General features: G+C 61.9%; 16 protein-coding genes and 2 pseudogenes. 10 read left to right on the plus strand and 8 right to left on the minus strand.

The features are described from left to right. Positions 1–95: 95 nt before the first annotated feature. On the minus strand, positions 96–776 hold the full coding sequence (locus tag FHT97_RS02710; RefSeq protein WP_183859738.1) for a redoxin domain-containing protein: 681 nt from the start codon (positions 774–776) through the stop codon (positions 96–98). Between the two features lie 233 nt (positions 777–1,009). Here FHT97_RS02710 and FHT97_RS02715 point away from each other — a divergent pair, with 233 nt between their 5' ends. Then, entirely contained in the window at positions 1,010–1,510 is a 501-nt protein-coding gene (locus FHT97_RS02715) for a GFA family protein (protein ID WP_183859740.1), read from the plus strand. Positions 1,511–1,568: 58 nt separating this feature from the next. On the opposite strand, the pseudogene FHT97_RS02720 reads toward FHT97_RS02715, so the two are convergent. Beyond that, positions 1,569–3,135: pseudogene (locus FHT97_RS02720) on the minus strand (FAD-dependent monooxygenase). A gap of 336 nt (positions 3,136–3,471) precedes the next feature. After that, positions 3,472–3,816, minus strand: a complete 345-nt coding sequence (locus tag FHT97_RS02725; RefSeq protein WP_183859742.1) for a nuclear transport factor 2 family protein — start codon at positions 3,814–3,816, stop codon at positions 3,472–3,474. Positions 3,817–4,029: 213 nt separating this feature from the next. On the opposite strand from FHT97_RS02725, the gene FHT97_RS30740 reads away from it, so the two are divergent. Both FHT97_RS30740 and FHT97_RS02735 read left to right on the plus strand, forming a co-directional pair. Further along, positions 4,030–4,176 (plus strand): hypothetical protein, encoded by a 147-nt coding sequence (locus tag FHT97_RS30740; protein WP_246712545.1) that lies wholly within the window; start codon positions 4,030–4,032, stop codon positions 4,174–4,176. A gap of 33 nt (positions 4,177–4,209) precedes the next feature. After that, positions 4,210–5,448, plus strand: a complete 1,239-nt coding sequence (locus FHT97_RS02735; RefSeq protein WP_183859744.1) for a multidrug efflux MFS transporter — start codon at positions 4,210–4,212, stop codon at positions 5,446–5,448. On the opposite strand, the gene FHT97_RS02740 is transcribed toward FHT97_RS02735, so the two are convergent. Continuing rightward, on the minus strand, positions 5,429–6,040 hold the full coding sequence (locus FHT97_RS02740; protein WP_183859746.1) for a TetR/AcrR family transcriptional regulator: 612 nt from the start codon (positions 6,038–6,040) through the stop codon (positions 5,429–5,431). The genes FHT97_RS02735 and FHT97_RS02740 overlap by 20 nt on opposite strands. Before the next feature lie 82 nt (positions 6,041–6,122). Between FHT97_RS02740 and FHT97_RS02745 the strand changes: the two are divergent. Beyond that, positions 6,123–6,509: pseudogene (locus tag FHT97_RS02745) on the plus strand (glutathione S-transferase family protein); the annotation flags it as partial. 31 nt (positions 6,510–6,540) lie between these two features. Here the strand turns inward: FHT97_RS02745 and FHT97_RS02750 are convergent. Beyond that, positions 6,541–7,467 carry a bestrophin family ion channel gene (locus FHT97_RS02750; protein WP_183859748.1) on the minus strand — a complete coding sequence of 309 codons (927 nt, stop codon included), beginning with the start codon at positions 7,465–7,467 and terminating at the stop codon, positions 6,541–6,543. A gap of 111 nt (positions 7,468–7,578) precedes the next feature. Beyond that, positions 7,579–8,466, minus strand: a complete 888-nt coding sequence (locus FHT97_RS02755; protein ID WP_183752001.1) for a branched-chain amino acid aminotransferase — start codon at positions 8,464–8,466, stop codon at positions 7,579–7,581. Positions 8,467–8,714: 248 nt separating this feature from the next. Here FHT97_RS02755 and FHT97_RS02760 point away from each other — a divergent pair, with 248 nt between their 5' ends. Next, positions 8,715–9,755, plus strand: a complete 1,041-nt coding sequence (locus FHT97_RS02760; RefSeq protein ID WP_183859750.1) for a zinc-dependent alcohol dehydrogenase family protein — start codon at positions 8,715–8,717, stop codon at positions 9,753–9,755. Between the two features lie 141 nt (positions 9,756–9,896). Here the strand turns inward: FHT97_RS02760 and FHT97_RS02765 are convergent, their stop codons facing one another. Further along, entirely contained in the window at positions 9,897–10,379 is a 483-nt protein-coding gene (locus FHT97_RS02765) for a cupin domain-containing protein (RefSeq protein ID WP_183859752.1), read from the minus strand. A 237-nt stretch (positions 10,380–10,616) separates the two neighbouring features. On the opposite strand from FHT97_RS02765, the gene FHT97_RS02770 reads away from it, so the two are divergent. From FHT97_RS02770 to FHT97_RS02790, 5 genes are all read left to right on the plus strand, one after another. Further along, positions 10,617–11,084 carry a cupin domain-containing protein gene (locus FHT97_RS02770; RefSeq protein ID WP_183752007.1) on the plus strand — a complete coding sequence of 156 codons (468 nt, stop codon included), beginning with the start codon at positions 10,617–10,619 and terminating at the stop codon, positions 11,082–11,084. Positions 11,085–11,333: 249 nt separating this feature from the next. Next, positions 11,334–12,104, plus strand: coding sequence for a trans-aconitate 2-methyltransferase (gene tam, locus FHT97_RS02775; RefSeq protein ID WP_183859754.1), 771 nt, complete (start codon positions 11,334–11,336; stop codon positions 12,102–12,104). A 135-nt stretch (positions 12,105–12,239) separates the two neighbouring features. Beyond that, a complete protein-coding gene (gene zwf / locus FHT97_RS02780; protein WP_183859756.1) occupies positions 12,240–13,748 on the plus strand; it encodes a glucose-6-phosphate dehydrogenase in 1,509 nt (502 codons plus the stop codon). Between the two features lie 373 nt (positions 13,749–14,121). Further along, positions 14,122–14,328, plus strand: a complete 207-nt coding sequence (locus FHT97_RS02785; RefSeq protein WP_040674033.1) for a hypothetical protein — start codon at positions 14,122–14,124, stop codon at positions 14,326–14,328. 120 nt (positions 14,329–14,448) lie between these two features. Beyond that, a complete protein-coding gene (locus FHT97_RS02790; protein ID WP_183859758.1) occupies positions 14,449–14,880 on the plus strand; it encodes a hypothetical protein in 432 nt (143 codons plus the stop codon). 55 nt (positions 14,881–14,935) lie between these two features. On the opposite strand, the gene FHT97_RS02795 is transcribed toward FHT97_RS02790, so the two are convergent. Beyond that, positions 14,936–15,331 (minus strand): hypothetical protein, encoded by a 396-nt coding sequence (locus FHT97_RS02795; protein WP_183752013.1) that lies wholly within the window; start codon positions 15,329–15,331, stop codon positions 14,936–14,938. Between the last annotated feature and the right edge of the window lie 64 nt (positions 15,332–15,395).

Raw genomic sequence — 15,395 nt, forward strand, 5'->3', positions numbered from 1 at the left:
GATTGAACTTCAAACTGAACCCCGCCATCAGCGGTCAAATCCTTCCCGCCCGATGACCTCAAACATGCTTGACGAATGTCGGAGATGCCATGCCTTCAACGTCGGAGGCTGCTGGCGGCGGCGAGCATTTCCGCCGCGTTTGGAAAGGTGCAGAGGCTGTCAGGCCCGTCGCGCGCTTCAATTTGCACCCAGCGAACGATGCCATCGCCGTCGATGAGGAAGTGTCCGACAAGCTGTGTGGGGTGGCTTGCGAAGATGGCATGGTCAACCTCAGTAAGCTCGAAGCCGTCTTGGGCGTTGAGTAAGGCGTTGGCCGCCATCGGATGAAGCGCGTCCGGCAGTTCGCCCGTCGGGTTGATGCGAGCGGCCTCGAATTGCTCCATGCTTGCCCGATAGGGCCATACTGGTTTCTCGGAGCTGCCCTCGGGCAGGAACTCCCCGTACGGCACACCAAAGGCCCGGTGCGTGGAGCAATCCTGGTCGCATAGCAGCACGGCCGGCGTCGGCCGGTGGTCGAAATATACGCGGGCGCGCTGCACCGGCGTGTTGATCACGGCAACCGTTTCCACCCCCGCGGCGTGCAGGGCAGGCTGTAGACTACCGAGTTGTCCGACCTGACGCCGGCAGAACGGACAGTGCAACCCGCGGAAGAAGGCGATCAGAAACGGGTGACCGTGAAGGCTGGCAAGAGAAACCGTTCCCTCTTGATTTGCCGACGGAAGCGCGAAGGCGGGTGCGTATTCCCCTGGTTGGAGCGGGCGCATCTGGTCTCGCATGGCATCTGTCCTTTGCTAGGAGTTCAGTTGGCTGCTGTGCTTGATCCAAGTGCAACACCTATCACGCCACGGCACCACTCGCTATGTTCACGGGTGCAATCGGCTGGAGCGCGAAGCTTCAGGAGCCTTGCAGCGCAAACGGGCGGTCGGACAACGGGCAAGTCCCCGGAACAGTCGAGATAGCGGCGAAAACCTAAATCGGGCCTGACCTGCCGCTTGGAAGAGGAGAGAAAATGAAACGCATCGACATGGAGGTGAGCGGCGGCTGCCAATGCGGTACGGTGCGCTACCACGCAAAAGCAATGCTCGACAATTCGCATCTCTGCCATTGCCGCATGTGCCAGAAAGCTTCGGGGAGCATCTTTGCCGCGCTCGTCGCCGCACCCGACGATGCGCTCACCTGGACACGCGGCAAGCCGAGCGTCTGGAAGAGCTCGGAGCTTGTCGAGCGCGGCTTCTGCGCCAATTGCGGAACGCCATTGTTTTTCCACCACCTTAAAAACGGTCGCACCAACCTGATGATAGGTTCGCTTGACGATCCGCACGCATTCCCGCCGCTTGCCAATACGTGCACCGAAAACATGGTGGCGTGGTTCGATACGATCACGGGCATCGAAAACGCCGGTGTGACCGAGAACAACGGCGCCGACTGGGCCGCAGCAATCAAGGAGAGCAACAACCAGCATCCCGATCACGATACCACCTCATGGGCAGTGAGGGCGCGCGATCGCTGAGTTCGGGCGGCTGCAAGCGATTGCGGCTCTGCCGGGCGCGGCGTTAGAGAACAAGGCTTCAGGCAGATTCAGCGACCGGCTTTGCTTCGCCGAACCATCGCGAGGCGGCCTGTGCGGCGTCCTCAAGATCAGGGGCAGTGTCCGAGGCCCAGGCGACGACTCCATCCGGGCGCACGAGCAAAGCACTCAAACCCAGCCGGTCTTTCGCGGTGCCCGCGACGTAGGTCATGCGTTCACTCCAACCGTTTGCCAAGGCTTGAAGGGGAGAGCCAGGGCCAAAGTCCAGCAGCAGGCCTTGCCCACGCCTGAGGCGTTCGCCGAGTTTCGTCCCGTCGGCGAGCTCGAAGTCGGGCGCGCTACGACCGACCAGCGGATGGCTGCCGCCTAGATCCTGGCGGAGAGAAACGCCCGATACCCGCTCCGCGAAATATGTCGCCCCGTCTCGAGTTTCGATCAGATCACGGATGATGGCTTCGAGCGCTCGCGAACTGCGGTTCGGCCGCATGAGCGCGACCTGGGCGCGCGACCAGTCGAGGACCTGAGCCCCGACAGGGTGCCGCTCGCTTGCATAGGTGTCGAGCAGGCCGTCCGCCGCATCGCCGCGGATGGTGGCGGCAAGCTTCCATCCGAGGTTCATCGCGTCGCCAAGCCCGAGGTTGAGGCCTTGGCCGCCCAGGGGGGAATGGACGTGCGCTGCGTCGCCGGCGAGCAGCACTCGGCCGTTGCGGTACTCTGTCGCCTGATGGGCGCGATCCGTCCAGGTGGTGGCAAGCTGGAGTGCTGTTATCGTCACGTTGGCATCTGAGATCCGGTGCAAAACCGCCTGCACATGCTCGAGCGTAATCGGTTGCGTGCGGTGGAAAGCGCCCCCGTCAAACTCGACCATCGCGATCGTCCCGGGGCGGGAGTACGTGTACATGCCCGTCCGCGTATAGTGACGGCCGAGCTGGAGCTTGTCCGGATCGGCCATTTCAACCTCGACGGAATAGCCCGTGAACTCGGGATCGGTACCGACGAATTCAAAGCCGGCGGCCTTGCGCACGGTGCTGCGGCCACCATCGCAACCGACGAGCCAGCGTCCCTCGAAGGTTTCACCACCGGCGCGGACGCTGACGATTTCGCCGGACTGCTCGAGCTCCTCGACGCTGAAGCCGCGCCGGATCTCGACGCCCATTGCGGTTGCGCGGGCGGCCAAGACGGCTTCGAGGTGCTCCATCTCGATCACCATGCTGGTGCCGGCCGGACTTGGCAGACGATACTGCCACTTCGCGGTGTCAACGTTGTCTTGGTAAAATTGGATACCGGCGAAATGGCCAGCCGGCCGGCGCGCCTGTTGCATCCAATGCGCGGATGCCGGAGCGCTTCGGTTGCCCGGGTCGTCCTTTGCAGGTTGCGGAGCAGTGATGTCGTCCAGCATTCCGCGACGGTAGAAGGCTTCGATGGTGGGAGCCGAAAGGCCGCGCATTCCGAATGGAAGGCGCTTCAACGGCGAAATCGGGTCTTCGGCCTGCTCCAGCACCAAGACCGAGAGGTCCACAAGCCGCAGCTCGCAGGCGAGAAATAGGCCGACAGGGGCCGGCGCCGGCGATCACGACGTCATAGATGGTCGATTGGCTGTTGTGCATGAACTGCTCCTTTGTTGGTGTTCGACCCGGAGCGGTTCATCGACGCGAGAACCACACGGACGAACAATCGGCACCGCCTGAGCGGCCCGATGCTCGTCGTGGGGGATCTCATGCGCGAGGCAGGAGGCCAGAGCTTTCGTTTCCAAAAGGACTTGGGCTTACCAAACCAAGTCTGCCTTTTCCGACGCAGGCTGTATAACGGATTGACGACCGGCCTGCAACGCCGGCTGCGGCGCGAGCCCGATCGAGGCTGCAGCCGCAAGAACCCGTCGACCCAAGCTGGCGCTAGGGCATTTCGAGGGTCGGCCGCGTATTCGCCGAGTTGTTTTCCAAGCGCTAGACGTTGCGACCGAAGAAAACGTCCACGGAGGCGACCTTGTCGCCCCTGAAACGTAGAACCTCCATGTTGCGGAACGCGCCGCCGTCATGCTTTTCGGCGCGGTAGCGGACCACGGCCTCGTCGCCCGCAATCTGGAGGTATTCGATCTCCATGTCGCGAAACGGTGGCGGCTCTGGCCAACAGCGGCTGAAATATTCGATCCGATCGATACGATCGTCGCGTGGGCTGGAGAAGCTGAAGTCCTCCGTCAGCATTGCACCGGCATCATCCTTGCGGCCCTCGATGTAGGCAGCGTAAAGGCTGCGAACGATGCCCTTGCGTCGTGTGTCATCGCCTGCCATCGCCCGGTCCTTCGTTTTAATTCCGATTGCAATTTGCAATCAGTTTATAGCAGAGGGAACCACCTTGCGCAACCGCGGCCGGGAATCGGCTGGCGAAGGGCTGATGGTGACGGCCTGCGGCGGGTTGCATCGGAGACCAATGGAACACCACGGCGCCGACAAAACGGCTTCGAAGCCGCCTTGATGGATGGTCCGCGAGGGAGCTATATGGGCGTGTACCCACCCCGGAACGATCTGCGCATCCACTGCCGGGCAACCGCCCATGCGCTCGACACCGACCGGCTCCCGCTTCCCGACGCCTTCACCCGCGCCGATTTCCTTGCCGCCGCAAAGGGACATGCTTGCCTCCCGCGCGGCTGAACTGACCTATACGATCAATGCAAAGGCCATGAAATGACCGATACCAAATGGGAAGCCGCGGTCGTCGACAGCGGTTCGATATACTGGAAGCGCAATCTGGTCATTTCGCTGCTCGGCTCGTTCACGACGATCGTCGCAATGACGCTGCTGCTCCCCTTCCTGCCGCTCTATGTCGAGGAGCTGGGCGTCAGCGACCATGCGGCGATCGTGCAATGGTCGGGCATCGCCTATGGCGCGACCTTTTTGGCCGCCGCATTCGTGGCGCCGCTCTGGGGCCGCCTCGGCGACATCTATGGGCGCAAGCTGATGCTGGTGCGCGCCAGCGCCGGGATGACGGTCGCGATCTCGCTGATGGGCATGGCCGACAATGTCTGGCAGCTGGTGGCGTTGCGCCTGTTCGTCGGCCTTGCCGGCGGCTATTCGTCCGGCTCGATGGTATTGGTTGCCACGCAGACGCCGAAGGACCGTTCCGCCTGGGCGCTCGGCATGCTCTCGTCCGGCATCATGGCTGGCAACCTTGTCGGGCCGCTGATCGGTGGCGCGCTGCCGCCGTTGATCGGCATCCGCAACACCTTCCTCGCCGCCGGCGCGATGATATTCCTGGCGTTTCTCGCCACCACCTTCCTGATCAAGGAAGAGAAGTCCCCTGCCCGCAAACAGGCCGCAAAGGCGAGCGGCGGCTGGGCCTCGATCCCGGACAAGGGACCCGTCATCGCGATGCTCGCGACCGGTATGCTGCTGATGCTCGCCAACATGTCGATCGAGCCGATCATCACCGTCTATGTCGCGCAACTGGCGGAAGACCCGCGCAAGGTCACGATGATCGCGGGTATCGTCATGTCGGCCGCAGCCCTCGGCAGCATCCTGTCGGCCTCGCGGCTCGGCAAGCTTGCCGACCGGATCGGTCACTGGCCTGTTATAGCGGGCGCGCTTGCCGCTGCCGGCGTGCTGTTGATCCCGCAGGCATTCGTGACCAGTTCCTGGCAGCTGATCGTCCTGCGTTTCCTGATGGGGATCGCGCTCGGCGGGCTTCTGCCCTGCATTTCCGCGGTCATCCGCCATAGCGTACCGGACAGTGCGGCTGGCAGCATCCTCGGGCTTTCGGTATCGTCGCAATATGTCGGCCAGGTCGCCGGCCCGGTGCTCGGCGGCTTCATTGGCGGCCATATCGGCATGCGGGCGGTCTTTCTTGGAACCTGTGTGCTTTTGATTGCCGGTTCCGCCTATGCCTGGCTCGTGCGACCGCGCGCCGTCACGGCACGCCGCAGATAAGATCGACGGCGGAGCGCGCCAGCGCTTCCAGCGCCTCACGGGTTTCCCCGGCCCGCGCCCGCACTGCCAGCGAGTGCATGATGGTCGAGGCCAACCGGGCCAATGCCTTCGGATCGGTCTTCTCCGGCAGTTCTCCGCGTTCGATCGCCAGGGCGAGGCGATCTTCTATCGCGCGGTCGAAATCAGCAAGGCTGCGGCCCAGCACCTCGCGCACCCGCTCGTGCCGGACGGCTTCGACGGTCGCGGTGCTGATCAACAGGCAGCCACGCGCAGCTGTATCGCCATGAAGGTAGGTGGCAAGGGCGCGATCATACATCCGGGCTAGATTCTCTCGGACCGGCAAGGACGGATCCAGCGCGTCCTCGAGCGCAACCATGCTGTCGGCCCGGTAGCCCTCCAGCGCGTCCAGATAAAGATCCTCCTTGTCGCCGAAGGCATTGTAGAGGCTTGGCCGGTTGAGGCTGGTGGCGGCGCTCAGATTGTCCAGCGACGCCGCGGAAAATCCCCGGTCCCAGAAAACCTCACGCGCCTTGCCGATCGCGGCGCTCGCATCGAACGCGCGCGGACGGCCGCGCTTTTTCTCATCCATCATATTTTTGTACCGCTTCGCATTAAATTCTTGACGAGCATATTTTTATGCGAAACAGTACAAATGTCCAATGAATTGATGCCGGCACTTCATCGCATCGGAGCTGCACAAACCGATGGTGATGTTTTTCGATGCAGCCTATGCCGGCGCCCATGACCAGATCCACGCCCTGCTCGTCAAAAGGCTGGAATGGCTGAGCAACCATATGAAAGGGCCCTACCTGACCGGCGAAAATTTCACCGTGGCCGATGCCTATCTCTTCGTCTGCCTGAACTGGTCGCCATGGATCGCTATCGACCTCAGACAATGGCCCATGCTTTCCGCTTTCATGAAGCGGGTTGCCGAGCGGCCAAGGGTGAAAGAGGCGCTACAGGCCGAGCAGCTGCTGGCCTTCGAACAGGACGGCGTCTTTTTTGCCCCGGAGGTCTACCTTACCGCGGCCAACCGGACCGGCACGCCTGTCCTGCCCTGACTTCTGTCGACGCGAGGAAGCGCCGCAGAGCTTACATCAACAGGTAGTCCACCGGCACCGGGAGAGGCGGCAGATCCGTCTCTCCCAGCGCTTCGCGCAGATTGATCTCGATCGTGTCGGCAAGAGCGCCAATCGGCAGCGCGTTCGGCTGATTGCCGAAGGGGGCTTCCAGTTCGTCGCCCAATGCGTCTAGGCCGAAGAAGGTGTAGGCGACCAGCGCGGTGGCAAACGGCATGAACCAGCCGAGAACATCATCGAAGCCGAACGGCAACAGCAGGCAGAAGAGGTGCGCCGTGCGGTGCAGCAGCAGCGTGTAGCCAAATGGCACCGGCGTCCAGCGGATACGCTCACAGGAGGCCTGCGCCAGCGTCAGCTCGCCAAGCGTCTTATCCAGTATCTGATAGGAGATGTCTGACAGCATGCTATTGGCGCGCAGATCGGCAAGCTCTCGCGAGATTTCCAGCGAAATCGCCTCCGGCGGCGTGCGGCTAGCGTGATAGCGCGCTTTCAGTTCGGGCGGCAGCAGGCGCTCGACCTTTTCGCGGCCGCTGCCGGCGCGTAAGTGCGGCACCAGCGACTGAATGAAGGCGATGACGAGTGTGACGAGGCGTTTGCGCGCTTCGGCACCGGCTTCGCCCTGCCCCGTTTCGAGGATCAGCGTCTGCCGTGCGAAGTGGCGCGCCGAAAAGATCAGTTGCCCCCACTGCTTGCGCGCCTCCCACCAGCGGTCATAGCAGGCGTTGTTGCGGAAGCCGAGGAAGATGGAGATTGCGATACCGAGCAGCGCGAAGGGAGCGCCGTTGAAGACCGGCAGAACCCCGGGCCAGACGGTGTGGACAAGGACCACGATCGAGGAGATGAAGCCGGTCAGCAGAATCTGCGGAAAGACCTGCTTGATGATCGAGCCGCGGAGAATGAAGAAGAGCTGAAGCAGGCTGGGACGGGGGCGCACGATCATGACGCGGGCTTCTCGGTCGTTCGATTGATGAAATCTCGGCCCTTCCTCCCTACAGCCGACCGAATGGCCGCGGCAAGCGCGACCATTCCATTCAGATCCGAGACAACAGACTTAGCTGTCGCTTTCACTGCGACCGAAAGCCCAGTCCATGTAGAGCTCGAACGCCTTGCGGGTGACCGGCCCCGGCTGGAAGTCGCGGCCGTCGAGGCGGCTGATGCCGACGACCTTGGAGTAGTTGCCGGTCGTGAAGATCTCGTCGGCGTTCATGAAATCCTCGACGGAGAGCGTCATTTCTCGGACCTCAAAGCCCGCCTTGCGCAGGAGGCCGATGACCCGGGCGCGGGTGACGCCGGCCAGGAAGGTGCGGTTGGCGATCGGGGTCGAGACGATGCCGTCCCTGACCATGAAGATGTTGGAGGATGCCGTTTCGGCGACGTTGCCGCTCATGTCGCGCATCAACGCGTTGTCGAAGCCGCGGCTCTTGGCTTCGGCAATGGCGCGACCGCTGTTCGGATAGAGCGAACCTGTCTTGGCATCCGTCATCGCCGTTTCCGGTGATGGACGGCGGTAGGGCGAAACGGTGAGCGAATTCGGCGCATGATTGCCGAGCGGCGCTTCGAAGAGGCAAAGTGCGAAGCGGGTCGATTCACCGTCAACCGTGACCACACTGCCGGCCGAGCCATGCTCGCCCCAGTACATCGGCTTGATGTAGATCGGCGTCTTGCCGTCGAACTTCTTGATGCCTTCCCAGGCCAGCGCCTCGATTTCCTCTGCTGTCTTGACCGGCTTCAGGCCCATGTTGATCGCGGAGCGATTGACGCGCTGGCAATGCAGGTCGAGATCAGGCGCGATGCCATCGAACCACCGGGCGCCGTCAAAGACCGTCGAGGCAAGCCACATCGCGTGCGAGGTTGGACCGATCAGCGGCGGATTGCCGGGAAGCCACTCTCCGTCAACGTAGGTCCAGGTGGTTGAACGGGGCGATGTATCGACGGCCATTGCGTTCTCCTTGAAAAGTCAGAAGAGCAAAATCCCCCTGCAGAGAGGCGGTCAAGGAGAAATCCGCGCCCCGGAACCCTACGCAAGAAAATGGCGAAGAGCGTTTGCAGGGAGTAATATTCGTGCGCGACCTGTTGAACGCCATCGATGGGTCTATCACTGAAAATCATGGATTGCGCGATTGGAAGCAACGCAGGCGCCGTGCCATCATGCGCCGCGAACGCTGCGAACGACGGGGAGTGATAGCGATGAAAGCCATGTTCTACGACGCCTTCGAGAAGGCTCCGGAAATTCGCGCCCTCCCCGACCCGACGCCCAGCGAGGACGGCGTCGTCATCGCCGTCGGAGCGTCCGGGCTTTGCCGCAGTGACTGGCATGGCTGGATGGGCCACGATCCCGATATCAGGCTCCCACACGTGCCGGGCCACGAGTTGGCAGGCAAGGTGGTTGCGACAGGCAAGGGCGTCATGCGCTTCAAGGTCGGCGATCGCGTGACGGTCCCCTTCGTTTCCGGCTGCGGTCATTGCAGCGAATGCCATTCCGGCAATCAGCAGGTCTGCCCCAACCAGTTCCAGCCGGGCTTCACGCATTGGGGTTCGTTCGCGGAATACGTGGCGATTGACTACGCCGATATCAACCTCGTGCATCTGCCTGACAGCGTCGACGACGCGACCGCAGCAAGCCTCGGCTGCCGCTTCGCGACATCATTTCGGGCGGTCGCCGACCAGGCACGCACCGGCCCCGGCGAATGGATTGCCGTGCATGGCTGCGGCGGCGTCGGGCTTTCGGCCATCATGATCGCCAGCGCGCTGGGAGCCAACGCGATCGGCATCGATCTTTCCGATCAGAAGCTTGCTTTTGCGCGCGAATGCGGAGCCGTGGCGACGATCAATGCCAGCAACGTGGTCGATGTGGCGGAAGCCGTGCGCGAAATCACCAAGGGCGGCGCGCATGTCTCCATCGACGCGCTCGGCCATCCCGTCACCTGCTTCAACTCAATCAAGAACCTGCGCCGGCGCGGGCGGCACGTGCAGATCGGCCTGATGCTCGGCGAATATGCGACACCCAAGATCCCTATGGCGCAGGTGATCGGCCACGAGTTGGAGATCTACGGCAGTCATGGGATGCAAGCCTGGCGCTACGATGCGATGCTGGCGATGCTGACGTCGGGCAAGATCGCGCCGCAAAAGCTGATCGGTCGGCGCATCACACTTGAGGAGGCGATACCGGGCCTGATGACGCTGGACCGTGCGGAGGGGGTCGGGATCAGCGTGATTACGCAGTTCTGATTTGGTTGTACACCCTGCTCTCTGCGGCCGGATGAACCTGCGTGGAGGGGCGCCCGCGACGAGATCGCCAGGCGCCGTGCAGACCAACGCAAAAGTCAGCGCCGCCGCTTGAAGGGTGGCCCCCACGTCTACGCCCGCAGCCTATTCGCGCTTTGCAATCGCCAGACCCATAGCCAACGTCGCATCGTTGACAATTCCGAGGCGGGCCTCGATGACTGCAATTTTTTCGGGCGTATCGGCATTCAGCGCCTCGATGTCTATAAAGAGCTGCTCGCAGCCTCCCGGCGTAACTGTCCCGAACATCTGGCCCGGCTCGTCGCTGATATTCCGCCAGCTGTGCTGAACATGCGGCGGCAGAACGACCACCGTTCCAGGCGGAGCATCGAACTCATCGTCCCCGCATCGAATGCGGTATAAGCCACGGATGACGCGGAAGACTTCAGTTTCGCGCGTGTGCGTGTGGGGCGCCGGGCCTTGTCCGGGCGGCGTGAAGGTTTCCCACATTCCGAATGCGCCACCGGTCTCGGCGGCCGTGGCGTGGATCACGATCCTGGCGCCGAAGGGCGTCCGAGCGACGCGCTCGCGCCCCGGCAAAGAGACAACTGCACTTCGAAAACCGGACATGGCCGCCCTCGCTTGCTGATTGTATTCACGATAGCACACGGCCAAAGCCGGGTGAACGCCGGGTCCTCGGACGGGAAGGTCCGCGATGCGGCGGTACGACGCGCCACCTTGATACCGACAGGATCACCACCCAAATGCCGGTCGGCGCTGCAAGCGCCAATCGACGAACTTGAGCGGGTTGCCAATGACCTCGGAAAGGTCTAACGGGCTCGCCGCCAAGAACAAGAAAAGCGAGACATGATGTCCAACTCATTTGTGAAAGCGCCTGCCCCGGCGAGCGCGAAGGTGTTCTTCGTGCTGGGCGATCGGATCGAGCGACGGGCTCGTCTGCAGGGAGCCTGGCTCAATATCTTCGACATTACCGTGCCGGCGGGTAGCCGGACGCCGCTTCACCGACACGCGAGCCCGGAGGTCTTCCGGATCATCGAGGGCCGGCTGACAATCCGGCGCGCGACCGAGAACGGCATCGAGGAATTTCAGGCGACAGCGGGCGATATCGTCCGCATCGAAGCGAACCAGCCGCACGCCTATTCCAATCCCGGTCCTGACGCCGCCGTGTTCTCGGCGATCGTCGATAGCGACATGGCGGACTTCCTGGAAGCTGCCGGTTCGCAGGAGCCGCCAAAGGCGACACCTTCCACCGAGACAATGGAACGCATGAAGGCTGCGGCCAATGCGCACGGCATCACCATCCTGGCGGCATGACCTCGACGCCCGAGTTGCTTGTTCGGGCGATCTCTCCTGTCTTAAAAATTGCTGTCATATAAGGACGGCATGGCGGTTTCGGGCGTTACCCCTGCGCCCGTCGCGTTTCCTCGACTGTATTCGGCGCTCGCCTTCGCCGGCTATCCGTGGGCAAAAATTTGCCCTTGAGCTCGCCAGGCGGGGTCGCCGCAACATCGACAATGCGCGGCGTCGAGCGTATCGAGGAATGCGTAATCAAGGAGACGTTTCATGGCATGGTCTGCCAGCCAATATGTCAAATTCGAAGATGAGCGCACGCGTCCCGCGCGTGATCTGCTCGCGCAAGTGCCGCTCGAGCGCGTGCGCCATGCCATCGACCTCGGCTGCGGTCCCGGCAATTCGACCGAACTGATCGTCGAACGCTTCGGCGCTGAGGGCGTTTCCGGCCTGGACAGCGATCTCAACATGCTGGAGGCCGCGCGCAAGCGGATGCCCGGCACGGCCTTCGTCGAGGCAGATCTTGCCACCTGGCACCCGATCGAACCGGCAGACCTCCTCTTCGCAAACGCTGTCTTCCAATGGCTGCCGAACCATCTCGACATTTTCGATCGCCTGATGGACGGGCTGGCGCCGGGTGGCGTGCTTGCCGTGCAGATGCCTGACAATCTTACCGAGCCGACCCATCTGCTGATGGAAGAAACCGCTCATTCCGGCCCGTGGAAGGCGGCCTTCGAGGCGAAGAGCGTTCGCCGCAAGCCACTGCCGCCGGCCTCGACCTACTACAGCCGGCTGATCGCCAAGGCGGCGCGGGTCGACATCTGGCATACCGCCTACAATCATCCAATGGCGGATGCCGCCGCGATCGTCGAATGGGTGAAGGGTACGGGCCTCAGACCTTATCTCGATCACGCAGGCGAAGATCATCGCGACGCCTTTCTGGCAGATTATCTCGGCCGCGTCGAAAAGGCCTACCCCAAGATGTCGGACGGTCGCGTCTTGCTGCGTTTTCCGCGGATCTTCATGGTGGCCGTCAAGGGCTGACAACAGCGCGACCGCCTTTCGGGGCGGAACGCAGCCTGATCTCTCTGACATCGCCCTGCAATGGTCGGCCGGCATCCTGCTTGCCGCCGCACCAGTGCGCACTATAGTCGTGACAAACAGCGAGGAGAGAGCTTTATGGACGCCGCCCCCATTCCGCCAGCCACCCTTGTTATCTTTGGCGCCACGGGCGACCTGACGCGGCGCCTGCTGATCCCGGCAATCATCAATCTGACGCGGAGCGGGCTGGTCGGCGACGACCTGAAGATTCTCGGCGTCGGCATCGAACCAGGCGATGACGCCTCGTTGGTGGCGCGGCTGGACAGCTTTCTCGCCACCCTGAGCGAACCGATCCGGCCGGAGACCGACGATGCATGGCGTCGGCTGCGCCAACGCGTCTCCTACATTTCCGGCGATTTCACGCAAGATGCGATATTCCTCGAGATCAAGAAGCACCTCACGAGCTGCAACGCCGCCTTCTACTTTGCGGTGCCGCCGCAGTTTTTCGGACCACTGGTCGAAAGGCTGCACGCACATGGGCTGACCACCGAGGCCGAGGGATGTTTCCGGCGCATTGCGATCGAGAAACCTTTCGGCACCGACCTAGCCTCCGCCCGTGCGTTGAACGCGCATATCCTCAGCAACATCTCCGAGAACCAGGTCTATCGTCTCGATCACTTCCTGGGGAAGGAAACGGTGCAGAACATTCTGACGGCCCGCTTCGCCAACATGATGATCGAATCCCTCTGGAACAACAATTACATCGATCACGTGCAGATTTCTGCGGCGGAGATCGTCGACGTCGGAACACGCGGCAAATTCTATGACGCGACCGGCGCGCTGCGCGACATGATTCCCAACCACTTGTTCCAGTTGCTGGCGATGATCGCGATGGAGGCCCCGAACGGCTTCGGCGCCGAAGCAATCCGCACGGAAAAGAGCAAGGCGCTGAGCGCTCTGCGCATCTACACGCCAGAAGAGGCTGTCTCGCACGCGGTTCGCGGCGCCTATGCGGCCGGCCCGCTCGACGGACGCGACATTACCGCATTCCGCGAGACCAAGGATGTCTCGCCGGACAGCAACACCGAGACCTATGTCGCGTTGAAGCTCTATGTCGACACTTGGCGCTGGGCCGGGGTGCCGTTCTACCTCAGAACGGGCAAAGCCTTGAAGGCGCGCGATACGGAGGTCGTGATCACCTTCAAGCAGGTGCCGTTCGCGCAGTTCCGGAAGAAGGACGTCAACCGCCATTTGCCAGCGAACAAGATGGTCATCCAGGTGCAGCCGGATGAGGGGTTGAGCGTCGAGATCTCCATCAAGTCGCCCGGCCTTTCCGTCGATACCGTCCCGGTCTCGCTCGACTTCCGCTACGCTGACGAGTTCGATATCGGCAAGATGACCGGATACGAGTCGCTTCTCTACGACCTTTTCATCGGTGACCAGACGCTGTTCCAGCGCGCCGACGGCATCGAAGCCGGCTGGGCGGCGGTCCAACCCTTCCTGGATATGTGGGCAAAGAGCAGCGAAACGCCGGAGGCTTACGCGCCCGGAAGCAGCGGCCCGTCCTGTGCTGACGAGCTCATCCGACGCGATGGCCGGGAGTGGCATCAGCTGGGCGAAGCGCCGCACAACCAAGGCCAAAAGTAACTTAAGAAATACCCGCCCAACTAAAGTAAAACCAAATGGCATTTCTATGCCACTCTCGCATAACGAGCATAAATATCGATTCAGAGATGTTTATACGCGATCGCCGCCAACATATTTATGGTACGCTATACAAAATATGGATGAATTGACCCCTTCACTTGGCACAACGAAGATTCCTTTGCTGACCGCGTTGCTTTTTCCGGCGACAAAGAAGGCGGGGCTCGTCCAACCCCGACGGGCCCTTCTTATGTTTTTTCTAGCATTTGGCGAATAAAGCATATATTAGTCGAAATTGTTAAAGCTCGATTAATATATTTACTTGCGCTCTTACGCGGCCTTGCTAAATCTATCCTCAGGGTTTTGGGGTATTGACATGGTAGATACTCAATTGGCTAAGAATCGTTCGACTTCCGATCAGCGTATGGAAACCTGCAGGTCGGAGTTCGAACCGCTCCTCTTCGAGCTCATTCGCAATGGCGAGAAGCGGGGTTGGAAGGCAGCAGAAATCGCAATGGCGCTGGCCGACGCGGCTGACGACGTGATCCTCAAGCTGGCGAGAGAAACGAAGAGCAAGCATTGATCCGCTTGCCTCGCCGATCCCGATACAATGGCGCTTCAGAAGTGCTCCTTTAGCAAGTAAAGAAATCCTTGAGCTTGTCTCGTGTGATTCGTTTGCGCTTGCGCCAAGCAAAGGGGCCCTATGTTGCAGTTCATTGCCGCAGCTCTTTTTGCCTGTGGATGCGTCAGCCTCGCCGAGGTTGCCGACTGGGCGCCAGCGGACAGCTACGTGCCGAAGGTCAGTTGCAGCCAAAGCGGGGCGGCCGCGCGCTGCGAACAGATCCGCGCCGACTGGACCGGCCTCTACGCCGATGCGATCGGCGGCCGCATCGAAAGCCAACGGAAAGTCTCCTTTTGCCTGAGCACTGGCTGCGACCGCGGCATCGTGGTCGAGCCCGTCCTTGGCTGCGCCTGGCGCGAGGTCATCGCAGCCTCTCGCAACCCTCAGATCACCGATGCCGATCGGCGCAATGTCGAGCGCTATTGCGGCCCTCATGTGCTTGACACGACCGGACGCGCTGCAGCCAGCGACCAGTCGCGGAACTGGCTCACCTTGCTCGGCATAACGCCGTAGCTACAATGCAAACGGGCGGGACCAGGCCCGCCCGCTGAAAGCTTGACTCGCCCGCTTAGACGAACTGGCTGAGACCGGGAACCGAGCCGACAACCTCGTCAACCACTTCCTTGCCGGCATACTGCTCGGCAATCGCGATGGTTTCCTTGGCAAGCGTGGTGATCTCGCCCATGCCGAGGCCTTCCGACATCAGCTGCTGGCCGAGCGCCATGATACCGCCACCGCCGAGAGCGCCCATGATGCTGCCGAGGATGCCGCCGCCGCCAGTCGCGCCCTCGCCGTTGTATTTGGCAACGAGGTCGGAGGCGCCCGGAATGGCTTCGATCATCTTGGCGACCGGACCGTCCGCCGCTTCGCGCTGCAGGAAGCCGAGCATCATGCCGAGCGCCTTTTCGGCCACCTCTGAGGGGATGCCCACGCGCGCGGCGATCTGGTCTACTATTTCATTCATTGTCAGCCTCCTATTTTTGACGTTAACGTCAACGTTAATCGAACTTTCGGGGCAACTCAAGACG

Origin of the sequence: Rhizobium sp. BK399, assembly GCF_014194695.1 — a bacterium.
In the GTDB taxonomy this organism is placed as follows: Bacteria; Pseudomonadota; Alphaproteobacteria; order Rhizobiales; family Rhizobiaceae; genus Rhizobium.

Coding starts and splice junctions, on each gene's coding strand:
- FHT97_RS02710 (WP_183859738.1), bottom strand. CDS start 776: ATGCGAGACCAGATGCGCCCGCTCCAACCAGGGGAATACGCACCCGCC.
- FHT97_RS02795 (WP_183752013.1), bottom strand. CDS start 15,331: ATGAATGAAATAGTAGACCAGATCGCCGCGCGCGTGGGCATCCCCTCA.
- FHT97_RS02750 (WP_183859748.1), bottom strand. CDS start 7,467: ATGATCGTGCGCCCCCGTCCCAGCCTGCTTCAGCTCTTCTTCATTCTC.
- FHT97_RS02735 (WP_183859744.1), top strand. CDS start 4,210: ATGACCGATACCAAATGGGAAGCCGCGGTCGTCGACAGCGGTTCGATA.
- FHT97_RS02765 (WP_183859752.1), bottom strand. CDS start 10,379: ATGTCCGGTTTTCGAAGTGCAGTTGTCTCTTTGCCGGGGCGCGAGCGC.
- FHT97_RS02715 (WP_183859740.1), top strand. CDS start 1,010: ATGAAACGCATCGACATGGAGGTGAGCGGCGGCTGCCAATGCGGTACG.
- FHT97_RS02755 (WP_183752001.1), bottom strand. CDS start 8,466: ATGGCCGTCGATACATCGCCCCGTTCAACCACCTGGACCTACGTTGAC.
- FHT97_RS02740 (WP_183859746.1), bottom strand. CDS start 6,040: ATGATGGATGAGAAAAAGCGCGGCCGTCCGCGCGCGTTCGATGCGAGC.
- FHT97_RS02760 (WP_183859750.1), top strand. CDS start 8,715: ATGAAAGCCATGTTCTACGACGCCTTCGAGAAGGCTCCGGAAATTCGC.
- FHT97_RS02785 (WP_040674033.1), top strand. CDS start 14,122: ATGGTAGATACTCAATTGGCTAAGAATCGTTCGACTTCCGATCAGCGT.
- FHT97_RS02725 (WP_183859742.1), bottom strand. CDS start 3,816: ATGGCAGGCGATGACACACGACGCAAGGGCATCGTTCGCAGCCTTTAC.
- zwf (WP_183859756.1), top strand. CDS start 12,240: ATGGACGCCGCCCCCATTCCGCCAGCCACCCTTGTTATCTTTGGCGCC.
- tam (WP_183859754.1), top strand. CDS start 11,334: ATGGCATGGTCTGCCAGCCAATATGTCAAATTCGAAGATGAGCGCACG.
- FHT97_RS02770 (WP_183752007.1), top strand. CDS start 10,617: ATGATGTCCAACTCATTTGTGAAAGCGCCTGCCCCGGCGAGCGCGAAG.
- FHT97_RS02790 (WP_183859758.1), top strand. CDS start 14,449: ATGTTGCAGTTCATTGCCGCAGCTCTTTTTGCCTGTGGATGCGTCAGC.